General features: G+C 64.3%; 14 protein-coding genes and 1 tRNA gene. 6 read left to right on the top strand and 9 right to left on the bottom strand.

Annotation, left to right across the window (positions count from 1 at the left end; translation table 11 throughout):
- Window positions 1-85: 85 nt before the first annotated feature.
- The gene (locus tag CAG41_RS10680) at window positions 86-940 is read left to right on the top strand and encodes a LysR family transcriptional regulator (protein ID WP_085584348.1); all 855 of its coding nucleotides are present in this window, start codon (window positions 86-88) and stop codon (window positions 938-940) included.
- A 6-nt stretch (window positions 941-946) separates the two neighbouring features.
- Here CAG41_RS10680 and CAG41_RS10675 read toward each other — a convergent pair whose 3' ends face one another.
- Window positions 947-1,429 (bottom strand): hypothetical protein, encoded by a 483-nt coding sequence (locus CAG41_RS10675; protein ID WP_085706973.1) that lies wholly within the window; start codon window positions 1,427-1,429, stop codon window positions 947-949.
- Window positions 1,430-1,594: 165 nt separating this feature from the next.
- Between CAG41_RS10675 and CAG41_RS10670 the strand changes: the two genes are divergently transcribed.
- Together CAG41_RS10670 and CAG41_RS10665 are read left to right on the top strand one after the other, a co-directional pair.
- Window positions 1,595-2,263 (top strand): ribonuclease T2, encoded by a 669-nt coding sequence (locus CAG41_RS10670; protein WP_085584344.1) that lies wholly within the window; start codon window positions 1,595-1,597, stop codon window positions 2,261-2,263.
- Window positions 2,264-2,764: 501 nt separating this feature from the next.
- Window positions 2,765-4,336 carry a sensor domain-containing diguanylate cyclase gene (locus tag CAG41_RS10665; protein ID WP_085706972.1) on the top strand — a complete coding sequence of 524 codons (1,572 nt, stop codon included), beginning with the start codon at window positions 2,765-2,767 and terminating at the stop codon, window positions 4,334-4,336.
- A gap of 18 nt (window positions 4,337-4,354) precedes the next feature.
- Here CAG41_RS10665 and CAG41_RS10660 read toward each other — a convergent pair whose 3' ends face one another.
- Complete coding sequence (locus tag CAG41_RS10660) at window positions 4,355-4,945, bottom strand: GNAT family N-acetyltransferase (RefSeq protein ID WP_085584340.1); 591 nt, start codon at window positions 4,943-4,945, stop codon at window positions 4,355-4,357.
- Window positions 4,946-5,145: 200 nt separating this feature from the next.
- On the opposite strand from CAG41_RS10660, the gene CAG41_RS10655 reads away from it, so the two are divergent.
- Window positions 5,146-5,973, top strand: a complete 828-nt coding sequence (locus CAG41_RS10655; protein ID WP_085657060.1) for an arylamine N-acetyltransferase — start codon at window positions 5,146-5,148, stop codon at window positions 5,971-5,973.
- Between the two features lie 3 nt (window positions 5,974-5,976).
- Here the strand turns inward: CAG41_RS10655 and CAG41_RS10650 are convergent, their stop codons facing one another.
- Both CAG41_RS10650 and CAG41_RS10645 read right to left on the bottom strand, forming a co-directional pair.
- On the bottom strand, window positions 5,977-6,303 hold the full coding sequence (locus CAG41_RS10650; RefSeq protein ID WP_085706971.1) for a BrnA antitoxin family protein: 327 nt from the start codon (window positions 6,301-6,303) through the stop codon (window positions 5,977-5,979).
- Between the two features lie 3 nt (window positions 6,304-6,306).
- Window positions 6,307-6,591, bottom strand: a complete 285-nt coding sequence (locus tag CAG41_RS10645) for a BrnT family toxin (RefSeq protein WP_085637795.1) — start codon at window positions 6,589-6,591, stop codon at window positions 6,307-6,309.
- A 255-nt stretch (window positions 6,592-6,846) separates the two neighbouring features.
- Here CAG41_RS10645 and CAG41_RS10640 point away from each other — a divergent pair, with 255 nt between their 5' ends.
- Window positions 6,847-8,367: a nucleobase:cation symporter-2 family protein gene (locus tag CAG41_RS10640; RefSeq protein ID WP_085584331.1), complete on the top strand. Its 1,521-nt coding sequence runs from the start codon at window positions 6,847-6,849 to the stop codon at window positions 8,365-8,367.
- 121 nt (window positions 8,368-8,488) lie between these two features.
- Here CAG41_RS10640 and CAG41_RS10635 read toward each other — a convergent pair.
- From CAG41_RS10635 to CAG41_RS10625, 3 genes are all read right to left on the bottom strand, one after another.
- Window positions 8,489-8,564: transfer RNA gene (locus CAG41_RS10635), tRNA-Asn, on the bottom strand.
- Window positions 8,565-8,634: 70 nt separating this feature from the next.
- Window positions 8,635-8,835 carry a hypothetical protein gene (locus CAG41_RS10630; protein ID WP_085584329.1) on the bottom strand — a complete coding sequence of 67 codons (201 nt, stop codon included), beginning with the start codon at window positions 8,833-8,835 and terminating at the stop codon, window positions 8,635-8,637.
- Window positions 8,836-8,978: 143 nt separating this feature from the next.
- Entirely contained in the window at window positions 8,979-10,175 is a 1,197-nt protein-coding gene (locus CAG41_RS10625; protein ID WP_085706970.1) for an amino acid aminotransferase, read from the bottom strand.
- Between the two features lie 337 nt (window positions 10,176-10,512).
- On the opposite strand from CAG41_RS10625, the gene uvrB reads away from it, so the two are divergent.
- On the top strand, window positions 10,513-12,528 hold the full coding sequence (gene uvrB, locus CAG41_RS10620) for an excinuclease ABC subunit UvrB (RefSeq protein WP_085584325.1): 2,016 nt from the start codon (window positions 10,513-10,515) through the stop codon (window positions 12,526-12,528).
- 266 nt (window positions 12,529-12,794) lie between these two features.
- Here the strand turns inward: uvrB and CAG41_RS10615 are convergent, their stop codons facing one another.
- Both CAG41_RS10615 and CAG41_RS10610 read right to left on the bottom strand, forming a co-directional pair.
- Window positions 12,795-14,285, bottom strand: a complete 1,491-nt coding sequence (locus tag CAG41_RS10615) for an MDR family MFS transporter (RefSeq protein WP_170929998.1) — start codon at window positions 14,283-14,285, stop codon at window positions 12,795-12,797.
- A 49-nt stretch (window positions 14,286-14,334) separates the two neighbouring features.
- Window positions 14,335-15,384, bottom strand: coding sequence for an HlyD family secretion protein (locus CAG41_RS10610; protein WP_085584321.1), 1,050 nt, complete (start codon window positions 15,382-15,384; stop codon window positions 14,335-14,337).
- Window positions 15,385-15,490 lie beyond the last annotated feature (106 nt).

Raw genomic sequence — 15,490 nt, 5'->3', positions numbered from 1 at the left:
GGGTGGGAGAACTCGAGCCATTGCAACATAGCTGGATTGAAACTATAAATCGCGAATATTCAGCCAATTGATCACAAAGCAAACTATGTTCGATGCCTTGCTGTTGAAGACCTTCGTCACCGTGGTCGATGAGGACGGCTTCAGCCGTGCCGCCGAAAAACTGCATTTGACCCAGTCCGCCGTCAGCGGCCATTTGCGCCGCCTGGAAGAGCAGCTCGGCAAGCCGTTGCTGGTCCGTACCACCCGTTCCCAGCGCCTGACGGCGGACGGCGAACGCCTGATCGCCTATGCGCGCACGATTCTGGCGTTGAACCGCGATGCCTGGGCGCAGCTCACGCGCACGCCGTTCCGGGGGCGGGTGCGGATCGGTGTTTCGGAGGATTTCGTCGAGCCCCGGCTGCTGCGTGCGTTGCAGGACTGCGCCGCGCAGCATCCGGGCATGGTGATCGATATGCAGGTGAACATTCCCGGCACGCTGCTGGGCCAGATGAAGCGAGGCGAGTTGGAGTTGGTGATCGGTTCGCTGTGCGAGTCCCGCGAGCCGGGTTTGCTGCTGTGGCAGGAGCCGTTGGTGTGGGCCTGGTCGGCGCAGGCGGTCGTTGAGTTGCCGACGCCGTTGCCGCTGGCGCTGTTTCCCGAACCTTGCCCCTACCGCGAAGCGGCGTTGACCCGCCTGGCCCAGGCCGGCATCGCCCAGCGCACCGCCATGCTCTGCACCAGCACCGCCGGGCTGCGCGCCGCCGCGTTGGCCGGGTTTGCCGTGGCGCCCATGGCCGCCAGCCAGTTGGGGCCGGGGCTGGAGGCGCTGGATGCCAGGTTAGGGTTGCCGCCGCTGCCGGATGCGGAGTTTCGCCTGTACACCGCGGATCATGCCGACCCGCAGATGATCGAGGCGGTTTCCCGGGTGATCGTCGAACACTGTTCGTCGCGGCGGCGTTGAGGTTTCCTACAGCCCCAGCCCTTCCTGAACCACCAGCAGCAGGTTGTTTTCCGTTAGGGCGATGGCGTCCAATTGCTGTCCGGTTTCAAGGGTCTGCAGCCACCAATGGCTTTCGCCGTGCTCATCGACGGTGCGCAGCAGCGAGGTCTCCTTGCCCGGCAGGTTGATCTGCACGCGGCCGGCGCCGTCTTCGGTGAACCGCGCGATCGGGTCGAACGTCAGGCTGTGCTGGTTGGCTTCGATCACCAGTTGGTCGATGGCGTAGTCGTGGGTTTCGCCGTCGGGCGAGGTTTCGCAGACATGGGTGGGGTTGCGCCGGATCTTCAGGCCGACTTCCGCCACCGGTTGCAGCCAGCCTTCGATGCGGTGGTAAAGGGCATAGACTTGCGCGGGCCAGCAGTCGATCTCCAGTTCGGCGCAGGTGATTTCGTCTGCATGGGTGTGCCGGGTCTGTTTGAGTTTCGCGGCCAGTTCGTCTGCTTTACTCATGTCGGTTCCCTGTGGTGATGACAGCTCAATCGTAGTCCTTTCAAAGTAATGCACGTTTTGCCCTGCGTCATGCGCTTGCAACACAAGCGTGCCCCAATCGACTCCTGGCCCGAACCGGGTCAGCTCACCAAAACCACGGACGCAGACGTCCCAAGGAGCGGGAACATGAAAAAGCTTTTTACAATTCTGGCGCTGATCGCGCTGACGGCCGGTGGCCTGCAGACGGCTTCGGCGCGCCAGAGCCATGCCAGCAAGCAGGCGGCCACGGAGTCGGTGGCGGGGGTGTTCGACTACTACCTGCTGACGCTGTCGTGGTCGCCGACCTTCTGCCTGACCCACAAGGACGATGCGCAATGCTCCGGCAAGGGCTACGGCTTCGTCCTGCATGGCTTGTGGCCGCAGTACGCCGGGGGTGGCTGGCCGGAGTCATGCCCGCCGGTGACGACACTGTCGGCGGCGGAAACCGCCAAGGGCATGACCCTGTTCCCGACGCCCAAGCTGCTCAACCACGAATGGGCCAAGCACGGCACCTGCAGCGGCCTCGGCGCGATGGGCTATCTGGATGCGGCGGACAAGGCTGTGGCCGCGGTGAAGATTCCTGAAGAGCTGCAGCCGTTCAGCAAGTCGTATTACTTCGAGGCGCAGGAGATCGCCGACCTGTTCCGCAAGAGCAACCCGGGCATCCCGGCGAACGGCATCGCCGTGATCTGCAGCGGCCCGGAGCTGTCGGAAGTACGGGTGTGCATGGGCAAGGACCTGCAGTTCGGCGCCTGCGGCAAGGGCGTGAAGACCCAGTGCCGCTCCGGTGACATCCGCGTGCCGCCGTCGCGCTGATCCGGGCGCCAGACAGACCGCCATCGCCAGCAGGCTGGCTCCTACAGAGAATTTGGGTGAATGCAGAATCTGCGGCCACCGCAACGCCATGTGGGAGCCAGCCTGCTGGCGATGGCGGAGTGTCAGGCAGCAGAGATGTCGGCAGTGTCGGCCTCATCGCGGGCAAGCTCGCTCCCACAGTGGTTTTCGGTGATCCACGATACCTGTGGGAGCTGCGGTGCGACGACTCGACTTGCCAGCGATGGCGTCAGCCCATCCAGCCTAGATGCGTCAGACATTCCACCACCGCCGGCAGGCCGGTTCCTACAGTTCCCTTCGCATCGCCGCTCAAGAAAAATAAATCGACGCGCAACGGTTATCCAAAACCGTTATGTGCCGATATCCATCGGGCCGGGATTGTGCCGGTAGCACCCGGTTGCCCCTTACAATCGGGTGGACTACGCTCACGGAAACCAAGGGTTTCGGGCCCGCGCCCTTGCAGTACCTGCCCAGGACACGTTTTTGCCAATCCCAATCCACGACCCGCACCAGCCGCCCGGCGGCACGTTGAAACGCCTGCCGCTGCGCAAAGCGGCGGTGCTGTTCATCGTCGCGGTGTGCCTGTGCCTGTTCGGCCTGCTGTACCTGCAACTGGAGCAGTCGCGGCGCCAGGACCTGGCGATCGCGCAGATGGCCTCGGCCAACCTGACGCGGGCGATGGCCCAGCAGGCCGAAGACACCTTCCAGGCGGCGGACCTGGTGCTGACCAGCCTGGTGGACTGGATCCAGGATGACGGCTACGGCGCGGCCCAGCGGCCGAGACTGCAGAAGACCCTCGCCCGGCGGGTGCAGCAACTGGAGCAACTGCACGGGCTGTTTCTGTTCGACCGCCAGGGGCAGTGGGTCATCACCTCGTTCCCCGACTTGCCCCGGGGCAATGGCGTGGCGGACCGCGAGTACTTCAAGTTTCACCTGCAGAACGAGTCGACGGTGGCGCACATCGGCCCGGCGATCCGCAGCCGGGAGAACGGCGAGTGGATCATCCCGATCTCCAAGCGGGTGAACGACCGGCTCGGCAACTTCCAGGGCGTGCTGCTGGCCGGGATCAAGATGTCGTACTTCGACCGCTTTTTCAAAAGCTTCAGCCTCGACGACAACGGCACCATGTTCCTCGGCCTGACCGACGGCACCTTGCTCGCCCGCCGGCCGTTCGATGACGCCTTGATCGGCACGTCGCTGGCCCAGGGCGAAATCTATCAGCGGCTGCTGCCCAACGCGCCGGCGGGCACCGCGATGATCGATTCGGTGATCGACGGCGTGACGCGGCTCTACGGCTATCGGCAGTTGCAGGCCTTTCCGCTGGTGGTCGCGGCGTCGTCCTCGCGGGACACGATCCTGGAGGGCTGGCACGCCCGGGCCTTTCAGTCCAGCGTGATCGTCGCGCTGGTGATACTCGGCGTCGGCCTGTTCGGCTGGGTGTTCATCCATCAGGTGCGCGACGGCGAGCGGATCGAGAAGAACCTGCGCAAGGCACAGCGTGCGCTGGAGCAGATCGCCACCCATGACAGCCTGACCGGGCTGGCCAACCGGCGCCTGTTCGAGCAATCGTTGGCGGTGGAGTTCGCCCGGGGCGCGCGGCAGTCGAGCCCGGTCAGCCTGATCATGCTCGATATCGACTTCTTCAAGCGCTACAACGATGCCTATGGCCATGTGGCGGGCGATCATTGCCTGGCGCAGGTCGCCCAGGCGGTGAAGGGCTGCTGCCAGCGCAAATCTGATCTGGCGGTGCGCTACGGCGGCGAGGAATTCGCGGTGCTGTTGCCGGACACCGACATCAACGGGGCGTTGGCGATTGCCGGACAGATCCGGCGCGCCGTCATGGACCGGAACATTTCCCACAGCGGTTCGCCCACCGGCTACCTGACGGTGAGCCTGGGCTGCTACGCCTTCATCCCCAATGGCCGGGACAGCATCGAAACGTTCATCCAGCGCGCCGATGCCGCTCTCTACCAGGCCAAGAACGCCGGGCGCAACCGTGCGGCGGTGTTCTCCTACGACGGCGGCATCGGCGAGCTGATGCGCTCGGACCGCTGATCGCGTGCAGGGGCCGGTTCAGTCGCCGACGGCGTAGCCGGCCAGTCTTTTTTCCAGGTTCAGGCGCACCTGCGGCCATTCGTCGTCGATGATGCTGAAGCGCACCGAGTTGCGCTTTCGGCCATCGGGCATGATCCGCTCGTGGCGCACGATGCCTTCTTGCTGTGCGCCGAGGCGCAGAATGGCGTTGCGCGACTTTTGGTTGGTCTCGTCGGTGGTGAACTGCACCCGCACGCAGCCGAGCACGTCGAAGGCGTGGCGCAGCATCAGGTATTTGGCTTCGGTGTTGACGAAGGTCTTCTGCCAGGTTGCGGCGATCCAGCTGCTGCCGATCTCCAGCTTGCGGTTGAGCGGGTCGATCTTCCAGAAGCGGGTCGAGCCGATCACCTGGCCGGTGGCCTTGAGCACGATCGCAAAGGGCATCACGGTGCCGGCGTCGCGCCCGTCCAGGGCCTTCTTCAGGTAGCCGTCGACGGTGAGCGCCGAAGGCACCACGGTGACGGTCAGGTTCCACAGTTCGCCGTCGGCGGCGGCCTGGAGCAGGGCGTCGGCGTCGGCGTATTGGAGAGGGCGCAGGACGATGCCCCGGCCTTCCAGGGTGGTTTGCATGGCGGGTGGCTCTCGGCGGTTCGGGCGGGCGACCATTACGCCGCACCGGGCAGGCCCCACGCAAGCGGGGGAGGTGGATCGAACAAGGAAAGAGCGCCCCAAGCGATTGGCGAAATCAATTGTCGATTCCCGGTCGGGACCCCGTATACATGTCGGCCATCGGCGGAATGATCCGCGGCCCCATGCATAAGGACCCAGCAATGACCGAGCCACGCCTGAGCGATTCGACCCTGTATCTGCGGCGCCTGGGCTTCGAGGCGCCCCCGGCGCCGACCCTCGAGACCCTGCGCCAGTTGCAGTTGCGCCATACCGGCGCCTTTCCCTTCGAGAACCTGTCGACGATCGCCGGCCGACCGGTGCCGATCGACCTGGCGTCGGTGGAGCGCAAGGTTCTGCATGAAGGGCGCGGCGGCTACTGCTATGAACTCAACAACCTGTTCCTGGCCTTGCTGCTGGAGCTGGGCTTCGACGCCCGCGGCATCAGCGGCCGGGTGGTGATGAACCAACCCGAGGGCAGTTGGACGGCGCGGACCCACCGCCTGAGCCTGGTGACCCTCGACGGTGTGCGCTACATCACGGACGTCGGCTTCGGCGGCATGGTGCCCACCGCGCCGTTGGCGCTCGACACCGAAGCGCAGCAGCGCACGCCCCACGAACCCTACCGCATCGAGGTGCAGGCCGACGGCTACATGCTGCAAGCCAATGTCGCCGGCGAGTGGCGGCCGATGTACCTGTTCGACCTGCAGCGCCAGGAAGACATCGATTACACCCTCGGCAACTGGTACGTCTCGACCCACCCCGACTCGCCGTTCGCCCAGCGGCTGATGGTTGCGCGCACCGGGGACGGCTGGCGGCGCACGTTGAACAACGGCAGCTTCGCCATCCACCGCATCGGTGCCGAAAGCGAGCGCCGCGAGGTGACGGACGTCGATGAGTTGATCGGGCTGCTGGAGCGCGAGTTCGGCCTGCGGGTGCCCATGCACGAGCAACTGCGCCCGGCGCTCGAAAGGCTGATCCGGCCGTCGTGAGCCCTAGGGCTTGGCGTCCGGCTCCAGGACCCGGCGGATCTCGCCTGCGGCCGCCGCCAGTTTCTTTTCCAGGGCCTTGAGGTCGGCGGCACTGATGCCTGGCTTCAGGCGCCCGCCGTCACCGGCCTGGGCGGATGTGCCGCTGCCGTCGAGCAAGCTGTGGCGCAGGGTGTTGTTGATCACCGTCTGGTAGCCGTAGCCCTCGCGCTCGGCCACCGTGCGGGCGGCGTCGATGACGGCGTCGTCGAGCATGATGGTGATGCGCGTCTTGCCTTTGGAGGCGGCGACGGATCCCCGTTTGGCCTCGCTGAAGTCGTATTCGTCTTTCATGGTTCAAGTCTCCCAAAAGTACTGGCGCCGCTCGCTCGGCGTTGCGGTGCGCGCAGAAATGATTCGAACGACATTCGGTTCCCGGTAGCTGTACGCGACCGCCAGCAGCCGGCCCGTGCCATCGAGGCCGAGGGTGATCCAGCGCGGTTCGTCATGGTCGTTGTCTTCCAGCGTCAGTGCGCGTTCGTCGTGAAACACCGGTTCCGTCTCGGCAAGGCTGATGCCCTTGTGCTTGAGTTTGTTGGCGGCGTTCTTGGCTTTGTCGTATTGAATCTCGAATGAACTCATTATGCATACTTTATATGTATATAGAAGTGAACGGCGCTACCGCCGGTCGCCCTGAACACTTCAGCCTAGAGTGATAACGAGAGGAGCCCGGCGCGGATGTATTGCCGGATTTGTGGGGGGTGAAAGCACCGGGCCACAAGGTCGGGTGGCTGCCGAACCATTTTGTGACCGGCAAGTTGTATACAAGTCTATGGACATTTGTCACGACTCTTGAATACAGTGTGCGCACAACAAAAACCAGGGAATCCCCCCACCATGAAAACGCCCCATGTCTCACACCCACGGCCCGAGGACGAAAATCTCGGGGTCGGCGCGAATATGGCTTACGGCCTGCAACATGTTTTGACCATGTATGGCGGTATCGTCGCGGTGCCTCTGATCATCGGCCAGGCGGCCGGGCTCTCGCCGGCGGACATCGGTTTGTTGATTGCTGCGTCGTTGTTTGCGGGGGGATTGGCCACGTTGCTGCAAACCCTGGGGCTGCCGTTCTTCGGCTGCCAGTTGCCGTTGGTGCAGGGCGTGTCGTTCTCCGGCGTCGCGACCATGGTGGCAATCGTCAGCAGCGGCGGGGAGGGCGGCTTTCAGTCGGTGCTCGGCGCCGTGATCGCGGCGTCGCTGATCGGCTTGCTGATCACCCCGGTGTTCTCACGCATCACCAAGTTCTTTCCGCCACTGGTCACCGGCATCGTCATCACCACCATCGGCCTGACGCTGATGCCGGTGGCGGCGCGCTGGGCGATGGGCGGCAACAGCCATGCGGAGAACTTCGGCAGCATGGAGAACATCGGCCTGGCGGCGGTGACGCTGGTGCTGGTGCTGCTGTTGAGCAAGATCGGCAGTGCGACCATTTCGCGCCTGTCGATCCTGCTGGCGATGGTGATCGGCACGGTGCTGGCGGTGTTCCTCGGCATGGCGGACTTTTCCGGCGTCAGCCAGGGGCCGATGTTCGGCTTCCCGACGCCGTTCCATTTCGGCATGCCGACGTTCCATTTCGCCGCGATCCTGTCGATGTGCATCGTGGTCATGGTGACGCTGGTGGAGACCTCGGCGGACATTCTGGCGGTCGGTGAGATCATCGACACCAAGGTCGACTCCAAGCGCCTGGGCAACGGCCTGCGGGCGGACATGCTGTCGAGCGTGCTCGCGCCGATCTTCGGCTCCTTCACCCAGAGCGCGTTCGCCCAGAACGTCGGGCTGGTGGCGGTCACCGGCATCAAGAGCCGCTACGTGGTGGCCACCGGCGGCCTGTTCCTGGTGATCCTGGGCCTGCTGCCGTTCATGGGCCGGGTGATCGCAGCGGTGCCGACCTCGGTGCTGGGCGGCGCCGGCATCGTGCTGTTCGGCACCGTGGCGGCCAGCGGCATCCGTACCTTGTCCAAGGTCGATTACCGCAACAACGTCAACCTGATCATCGTCGCCACCTCGATCGGCTTCGGCATGATCCCGATCGCTGCGCCGAACTTCTACGATCACTTCCCGAGCTGGTTCGCGACCATTTTCCATTCCGGCATCAGTTCCTCGGCGATCATGGCGATCGTGCTGAACCTGACCTTCAACCACTTCACGGTCGGCAACTCGGATCAGCAGTCGGTGTTCGCGGCGGCGGCCGAGCGGGTGCTGCGCTATCAGGACCTGGCGGCGCTGCGTGAAGGGGACTACTTCAGCGACGGCAAGCTGCATGACTGCGACGGCAATGAAGTGCCGGTGGTCGAAGCGGATCATGACCATGGGCACGGTGCCCCGAAGGCGCACAGCAAAAGCGGTGAGCACGTCTGACCGGCGCCTGAAATGAACAACGCCGCGCTGTCGAAAGGACGGCGCGGCGTTTTGCTTGGCGGAGCTTTTCCGTCGGCCACAAAAAAGCCCCTGAACCTTTCGATTCAGGGGCTTTGCTATTTGGCTCCACAACCTGGACTCGAACCAGGGACCCAGTGATTAACAGTCACTTGCTCTACCAACTGAGCTATTGCGGAATTGGTGCGTATCTTACTGATTTAATTGGACTAGTCAAGCATCCGCATGAAACTTTTTGGCCAGGGCGCATCAGCCGCCGAAGGTCAGGGTGCCCATCAGCAGTTTGGCGTACAGCGCCGTGGCCCCCAACTGCACCAGCCACAGGGCCAGGCCGCCGAGAAACACCCCGGCCGCCACTTGCAGCACCAGGCTGCGCTCGCGCTTGCCGGAAGCACGTGGAGGATAGTAGTCGAGCTCGTCGCGGTCGGCGCGCAGGTCGTCGTTTTTCATGTCGGTTCTCGCTGGGATTCAAGAAATGCGCAGGGCTCCGAGGGAGCGGGCGATATGTGCAGTCTAGAGGGTGTGGAGGATTATTCCGCGCCAACAAAAAACGGGAAGCCCGAAGGCTTCCCGTTCTTCAGCGCAAGGCCGGATCAGATGACCTGGACAATGGCGTCCGTCACGACCTTGATGTTGTTCTGGTTCAGCGCCGCTACGCAGATGCGGCCGGTGTCCAGGGCGTAGATGCCGAACTCGTTGCGCAGGCGGTGAACCTGTTCGACGCTCAGGCCCGAGTAGGAGAACATGCCGCGCTGACGGCCGACGAAGCTGAAGTCGTGCTGCGGCGCCTTCTGCGCCAGCAGGTCGACCATCTGGTCGCGCATGCCGCGGATGCGCAGACGCATTTCCGCCAGTTCGGCTTCCCACTGGGCGCGCAGTTCCGGGCTGTTCAGCACGGCGGCCACGATGCTTGCGCCGTGGGTCGGCGGGTTGGAGTAGTTGGTGCGGATCACGCGCTTGACCTGCGACAGCACGTGCGCGCTTTCTTCCTTGGACTCGCTGACGATCGACAGGGCACCGACGCGCTCGCCGTACAGCGAGAACGACTTGGAGAACGAGCTCGACACGAAGAAGGTCAGGCCGGACTCGGCGAACAGACGCACCGCGGCGGCGTCTTCGGCGATGCCGTCGCCGAAGCCCTGGTAGGCCATGTCGAGGAACGGAATGTGGCCCTTGGCGCGGACGGCTTCCAGGACGTTCTTCCAGTCTTGCGGGTTCAGGTCAACGCCGGTCGGGTTGTGGCAGCAGGCGTGCAGCACAATGATCGAGCCGTTCGGCAGGGCGTTGAGGTCTTCGAGCATGCCGGCACGGTTCACGTCGTGGGTGGCGGCGTCGTAGTAACGGTAGTTCTGCACCGGGAAGCCGGCGGTCTCGAACAGCGCGCGGTGGTTTTCCCAGCTCGGGTCGCTGATCGCCACGACGGCGTTCGGCAGCAGTTGCTTGAGGAAGTCGGCGCCGATCTTCAGGGCGCCGGTGCCGCCGACGGCCTGGGTGGTGACCACACGGCCGGCCGCCAGCAGCGGCGAGTCGTTGCCGAACAGCAGTTTTTGCACGGCCTGGTCGTAGGCGGCGATGCCGTCGATCGGAAGGTAGCCACGGGAAGCGTGCTGAGCGGCGCGAATGGTTTCGGCTTCGATGACGGCGCGCAGGAGTGGAATTCGCCCCTCTTCGTTGCAGTAGACACCTACACCCAGGTTGACCTTGTCGGTGCGGGTATCGGCGTTGAATGCTTCGTTGAGGCCCAGGATTGGATCGCGGGGTGCCATTTCGACAGCGGAGAACAGGCTCATTATTACGGCGGCTCTGAATGGAGTATGGAGGGACGTGTCACGCTCCAGCCGAATGCACTAGAGCGGTGCACAAACGGGGAGCTAGTATAGAGGCCATCGGCGACCCGTGGCGACAGGCGAATCGGCATTTCGCTTAAGTTTTTCCGATTATTTCTCGACCGGCAGTCGAACGGTCATGGCCGGGGCTGCGCGGGATGTAGGACGTTTGCCTTGAAACGTGAAGAATTAGCCTTCACATTGGGTACATTCTCCGTTTTTCCTTGAACGACACCGGTCGTTGACGGTCTTCCCCGTGAGGCTCCGGTTTGCCCGGAACGCCGCGCTGCCAGAGGTGTGTATGTCCGAATTCCAGCTTGTCACCCGTTTCGCGCCGGCCGGCGACCAGCCGGAGGCCATCCGCCAGATGGTCGAAGGCATCGAAGCCGGGCTCGCGCACCAGACGCTGCTCGGTGTGACCGGTTCGGGCAAGACGTTCAGCATCGCCAACGTGATCGCCCAGGTGCAGCGCCCGACGCTGGTGCTGGCGCCGAACAAGACCCTGGCCGCGCAGCTGTACGGGGAGTTCAAGTCGTTCTTCCCGAACAACGCCGTGGAGTATTTCGTTTCCTACTACGACTACTACCAGCCCGAAGCCTATGTGCCGTCGTCCGACACCTTCATCGAGAAGGACGCGTCGATCAACGACCACATCGAGCAGATGCGCCTGTCCGCCACCAAGGCGCTGCTGGAGCGCAAGGACGCGATCATCGTCACCACGGTGTCGTGCATCTACGGCCTGGGCAGCCCGGAAACCTACCTGAAGATGGTGCTGCACGTGGACCGCGGCGACAAGCTCGACCAGCGCGCGCTGGTGCGGCGCCTGGCGGACCTGCAGTACACCCGCAACGACATGGACTTCGCCCGGGCGACCTTCCGGGTGCGCGGCGACGTTATCGACATCTACCCGGCGGAATCGGACCTTGAGGCGATCCGCATCGAGCTGTTCGACGACGAGGTGGAGAGCATCAGCGCGTTCGACCCGCTGACCGGCGAAGTCATCCGCAAGCTGCCGCGCTTCACGTTCTATCCCAAGAGCCACTATGTGACGCCGCGCGAGACCCTGCTCGATGCCGTCGAGGGCATCAAGGTCGAGCTGCAGGAGCGTCTGGAATACCTGCGCAACAGCAACAAACTGGTCGAGGCCCAGCGCCTGGAGCAGCGCACCCGCTTCGACCTGGAAATGATCCTGGAGCTGGGCTACTGCAACGGCATCGAAAACTACTCGCGCTACCTGTCCGGCCGGCCCGCCGGGGCGCCGCCGCCGACCCTCTACGATTACCTGCCGGCCGACGCCTTGCTGGTGATCGACGAATCCCACGTCAGCGTGCCGCAGGTCGGGGCGATGTATAAGGGCGACCGCTCGCGCAAGGAAACCCTGGTGGAGTACGGCTTCCGCCTGCCGTCGGCGCTGGACAACAGGCCGATGCGTTTCGACGAGTGGGAAGGGGTGAGCCCGCAGACGATCTTCGTCTCCGCGACACCCGGCAACTACGAGGCCGAGCACGCCGGACGGGTGATCGAGCAGGTGGTGCGGCCCACCGGCCTGGTGGATCCGCAGGTCGAGGTGCGGCCGGCGCTGACCCAGGTCGACGACCTGCTCTCGGAAATCACCAAACGGGTGGCACTGGAGGAGCGCGTGCTGGTCACCACCCTGACCAAGCGCATGGCCGAGGACCTCACCGATTACCTGGCCGACCACGGCATCCGCGTGCGCTACCTGCACTCGGACATCGACACCGTGGAGCGGGTCGAGATCATCCGCGACCTGCGCCTGGGCACGTTCGATGTGCTGGTGGGGATCAACCTGCTGCGCGAAGGGCTGGACATGCCGGAAGTGTCGCTGGTGGCGATTCTCGATGCCGACAAGGAAGGTTTCCTGCGCTCCGAGCGCTCGCTGATCCAGACCATCGGCCGGGCGGCGCGCAACCTCAACGGCCGGGCGATCCTGTACGCGGATCAGATCACCGGTTCGATGGAGCGCGCCATCGGCGAGACAGAACGGCGCCGCGACAAGCAGATCGCGTTCAACGCGGCCAACGGCATCGTGCCCAAAGGCGTCGTCAAGGACATCACCGACATCATGGAAGGCGCCAACGTGCCCGGCTCGCGCAGCAAGAAGCGCAAGGGCATGGCCAAGGCCGCCGAGGAAAACGCCAAGTACGAGGCCGAACTGCGCTCGCCGAGCGAGATCACCAAGCGCATCCGTGCGCTGGAAGAGAAGATGTACCAGTTGGCCCGGGACCTGGAGTTCGAAGCGGCGGCGCAGATGCGCGACGAAATCGCCAAACTGCGCGAGCGCTTGCTGAACGTCTGAGCCCGCAGCGGCACGGCATGCATCGGTCCATTGTGGGAACTGGCTTGCCGGCGATGAGGCCGGCACTGCTGGCATCTCTGTTGCCTGATCCACCGCCATCGCCAGCAGGCTGGCTCCCACAGGTTCCAAGTCGTTCTCAGATGCGGGGTTGAACCCAAACCGTGTAGGAGCTTGCCTGCAAGCGATGAGGCCGGCACTGCCGATATCGCTGTTGCCTGATCCACCGCCATTGCCAGCAGGCTGGCTCCCACAGGGAAGGATGTTGGCTAGTGCGCCTCTCCGGCCTTCAGCCCCGCCGGCAGTTTCTTGGTCAGCAGGATCGCCAGCATGCTGATCCCCAACGCAATCCCGACAAAATGGAACGCATCGTTGTAGGCCATGATCAAGGCCTGTTGGTGGGCGATCTCATTCAGTTTGCCCAGCGCCGCCGTATCGCTGCCGAACCGGTCGGCCATCGACGCCAGCCGCTCGGCCACCTGCGGGTTGGTGGGCACGATGGATTCGCGCAGGTAATCGAAATAGGTCTTGGTGCGCGCATCGAGCAGGGTGGCGAGCAGGGCGATGCCGATGGCGCCGCCGAGGTTGCGCAGGATGTTGAACAGGCTCGACGCCGACCCCGCATCCTGCGGCAGGATGTAGGCCGTGGCGATCAGCGAGATGGTGACCATGATCAACGGCTGGCCGAGGGCGCGGATGATCTGGATCTGGTTGAACTGCGGCCCGGCGAAATCCGGGTTGAGCACGCCGGACGAAAAGCTCGCGAACCCGAACAGGCCGAAGCCGAGGGTGCACAGCCATTTCGGCGAGACGAACTTCATCAGCTTCGGCACCAGCGGAATCAGGAACAGCTGCGGCACGCCCATCCACATGATCACATTGCCGATCTGCAGGGCGTTGTAGTTCTGGATCTGCGCCAGGTACAGCGGCAGCAGGTAGATCGAGCCGTACAGCCCGACGCCCATGCCGAGGCTGGAAATGCTAGACAGGCCAAAGTTGCGGTTGCGCAGGATGCCCAGGTTGATCAGCGGATGGGGCTTGGAGACTTGCACGATCACGAAGGTGATCAGGCTCAGCAGGGCGATGCTGCCGAGGGTGACGATCAGGCTCGATTCCAGCCAGTCCTTGCGGTGGCCTTCCTCCAGGAACACCTGCAGGCAGCCGAGGCCGACGCCGAGGGTGAGGATGCCGGCGTAGTCGGTGCTTTTGAGCAGCTCCCAATGCGCTTCCTTCTTCTCCAGCCCGTACATCAGCCCGGCGATCATGATCAGCCCCGGCGGGATGTTGATGTAGAAGATGTACTCCCACCCCCAGTTCTCCGTGAGCCAGCCGCCCAGGCTCGGCCCGATGGACGGGGCGAACGTGGCCGTCATGGCGAACATCGCCATGCCCTTGGCGCGGTGGTGCTCGGGGAGCTTGATCAGGGTCAGGGTGAACGCCAGCGGGATCAGCGCGCCGCCGGTGAAGCCCTGCATGGCCCGGAACACGATCATGCTCTCCAGGCTCCAGGCCATCGAGCACAGCAGCGACGACACCAGAAAGCCCAGCGACACCCACACCGCCAGCCGCCGCGCCGAGAGCAGCTGCACCAGCCAGGCGGTCAGCGGAATCATGATGATTTCCGCCACCAGATAGGAGGTGGAGATCCACGAGCCTTCCTCCAGGGTCGCCGACAGCGCGCCCTGGATGTCCTTGAGCGAAGAGTTGGTGATCTGGATGTCGAGCACGGCCATGAACGCGCCCAGCATCACGCTCATCACCGCGATCCAGTCCCGCCGGGTCGGTTCGCCGACCGGGCGGATCAGCGGGTCACCGGCCATTGTCCGGGGCGTCTTTGATGTTCACGGTGGCGGTGACCGACATGCCCGGCCGGATCTTGCCGCGCAGCGGATTGTCGGCCTTGAACGTCAGCTTCACCGGAATCCGTTGCACGACCTTGGTGAAGTTGCCGGTGGCGTTGTCCGGCGGCAACAGGCTGAACTGCGCGCCGGAGGCGGCGAACAGGCTGTCGACCCGCGCCTCGATGGGCGTGTCGCTGTAGGCGTCGAACGTCAGCTCGGCCTTCTGGCCCGGCTGCATGCGACCGATCTGGGTTTCCTTGAAGTTGGCCTGCACCCAGATGTCCTCGTCCGGCACGATCGACAGCAGGTAGGCGCCGGCCTGGACGACCTGGCCGTTGCGTGCGGCGCGCTGGCCGATCAGCCCGCTGATCGGGGCGTGGATTTCGCTGCGGGTGAGGTTCAGCTGGGCCTGGGCCAGGTCGGCCCGGGCGTTGGCGATCTGGGCGTCGAGGCGCTTGACCTCCGCCGTCAGCGCGTTGACCTGCTGGCGCTGGCTCTGGGCATCAGCCTGGGCCTTGGCCACTTGCGAGCGGGCGATGTGGGCGTCGGCGGAGAGGGTGGTCACCCGTTCCTCGGAAATGAAGCCTGGCTTGCGCAGGGCCTGGGCGCGGTTCAGGTCGATCTGCGAGCGGCCCAGGGTGGCTTCAGTGGTGGCGACCTGCGCTTCGCTGGCGGCGATCAGGCTGGATTGCTGGGTCAGCTTGCTCTGGGCCTGCTGGCGTTCGGCTTCGCGGGTGGCGAGGGCGGCATTGGCGCGGTCCACCGCCAGGCGGAAATCGTCGCCTTCGAGGCGCACCAGCAGTTGGCCCTTTTCCACGTGCTGGTTGTCCTGCACCAGGACTTCGTCGACACGCGCGCTCAACTGACTGGAGATGCGCGTGATTTCGCCCTGCACGTAGGCGTTGTCGGTGCTCTCGTAGAAGCGCCCCTTGAAGAACCAGTGGGCGAACAGTCCGCCGGCGATCAGCAGGACCAGCAGCAGGAACAGGGACAGGCGACGCTTGAGTTGGGCAGGCATGGGCAAACTGTAGTCGAGGAATTGTAAGGAAAATTATCAGGGGTCGAATCTGGCAGATAGCCGACAAGCGGTAAATGCCATCGGCTGATAGGCGGTCATTCAGGCG

This window comes from Pseudomonas sp. B35(2017), from assembly GCF_002113645.1.
Taxonomy (GTDB): Bacteria; Pseudomonadota; Gammaproteobacteria; order Pseudomonadales; family Pseudomonadaceae; genus Aquipseudomonas; species Aquipseudomonas ekonensis.
Note: the sequence above shows the minus strand (reverse complement) of the source record. Positions and strands in the feature narration are given on the sequence as shown.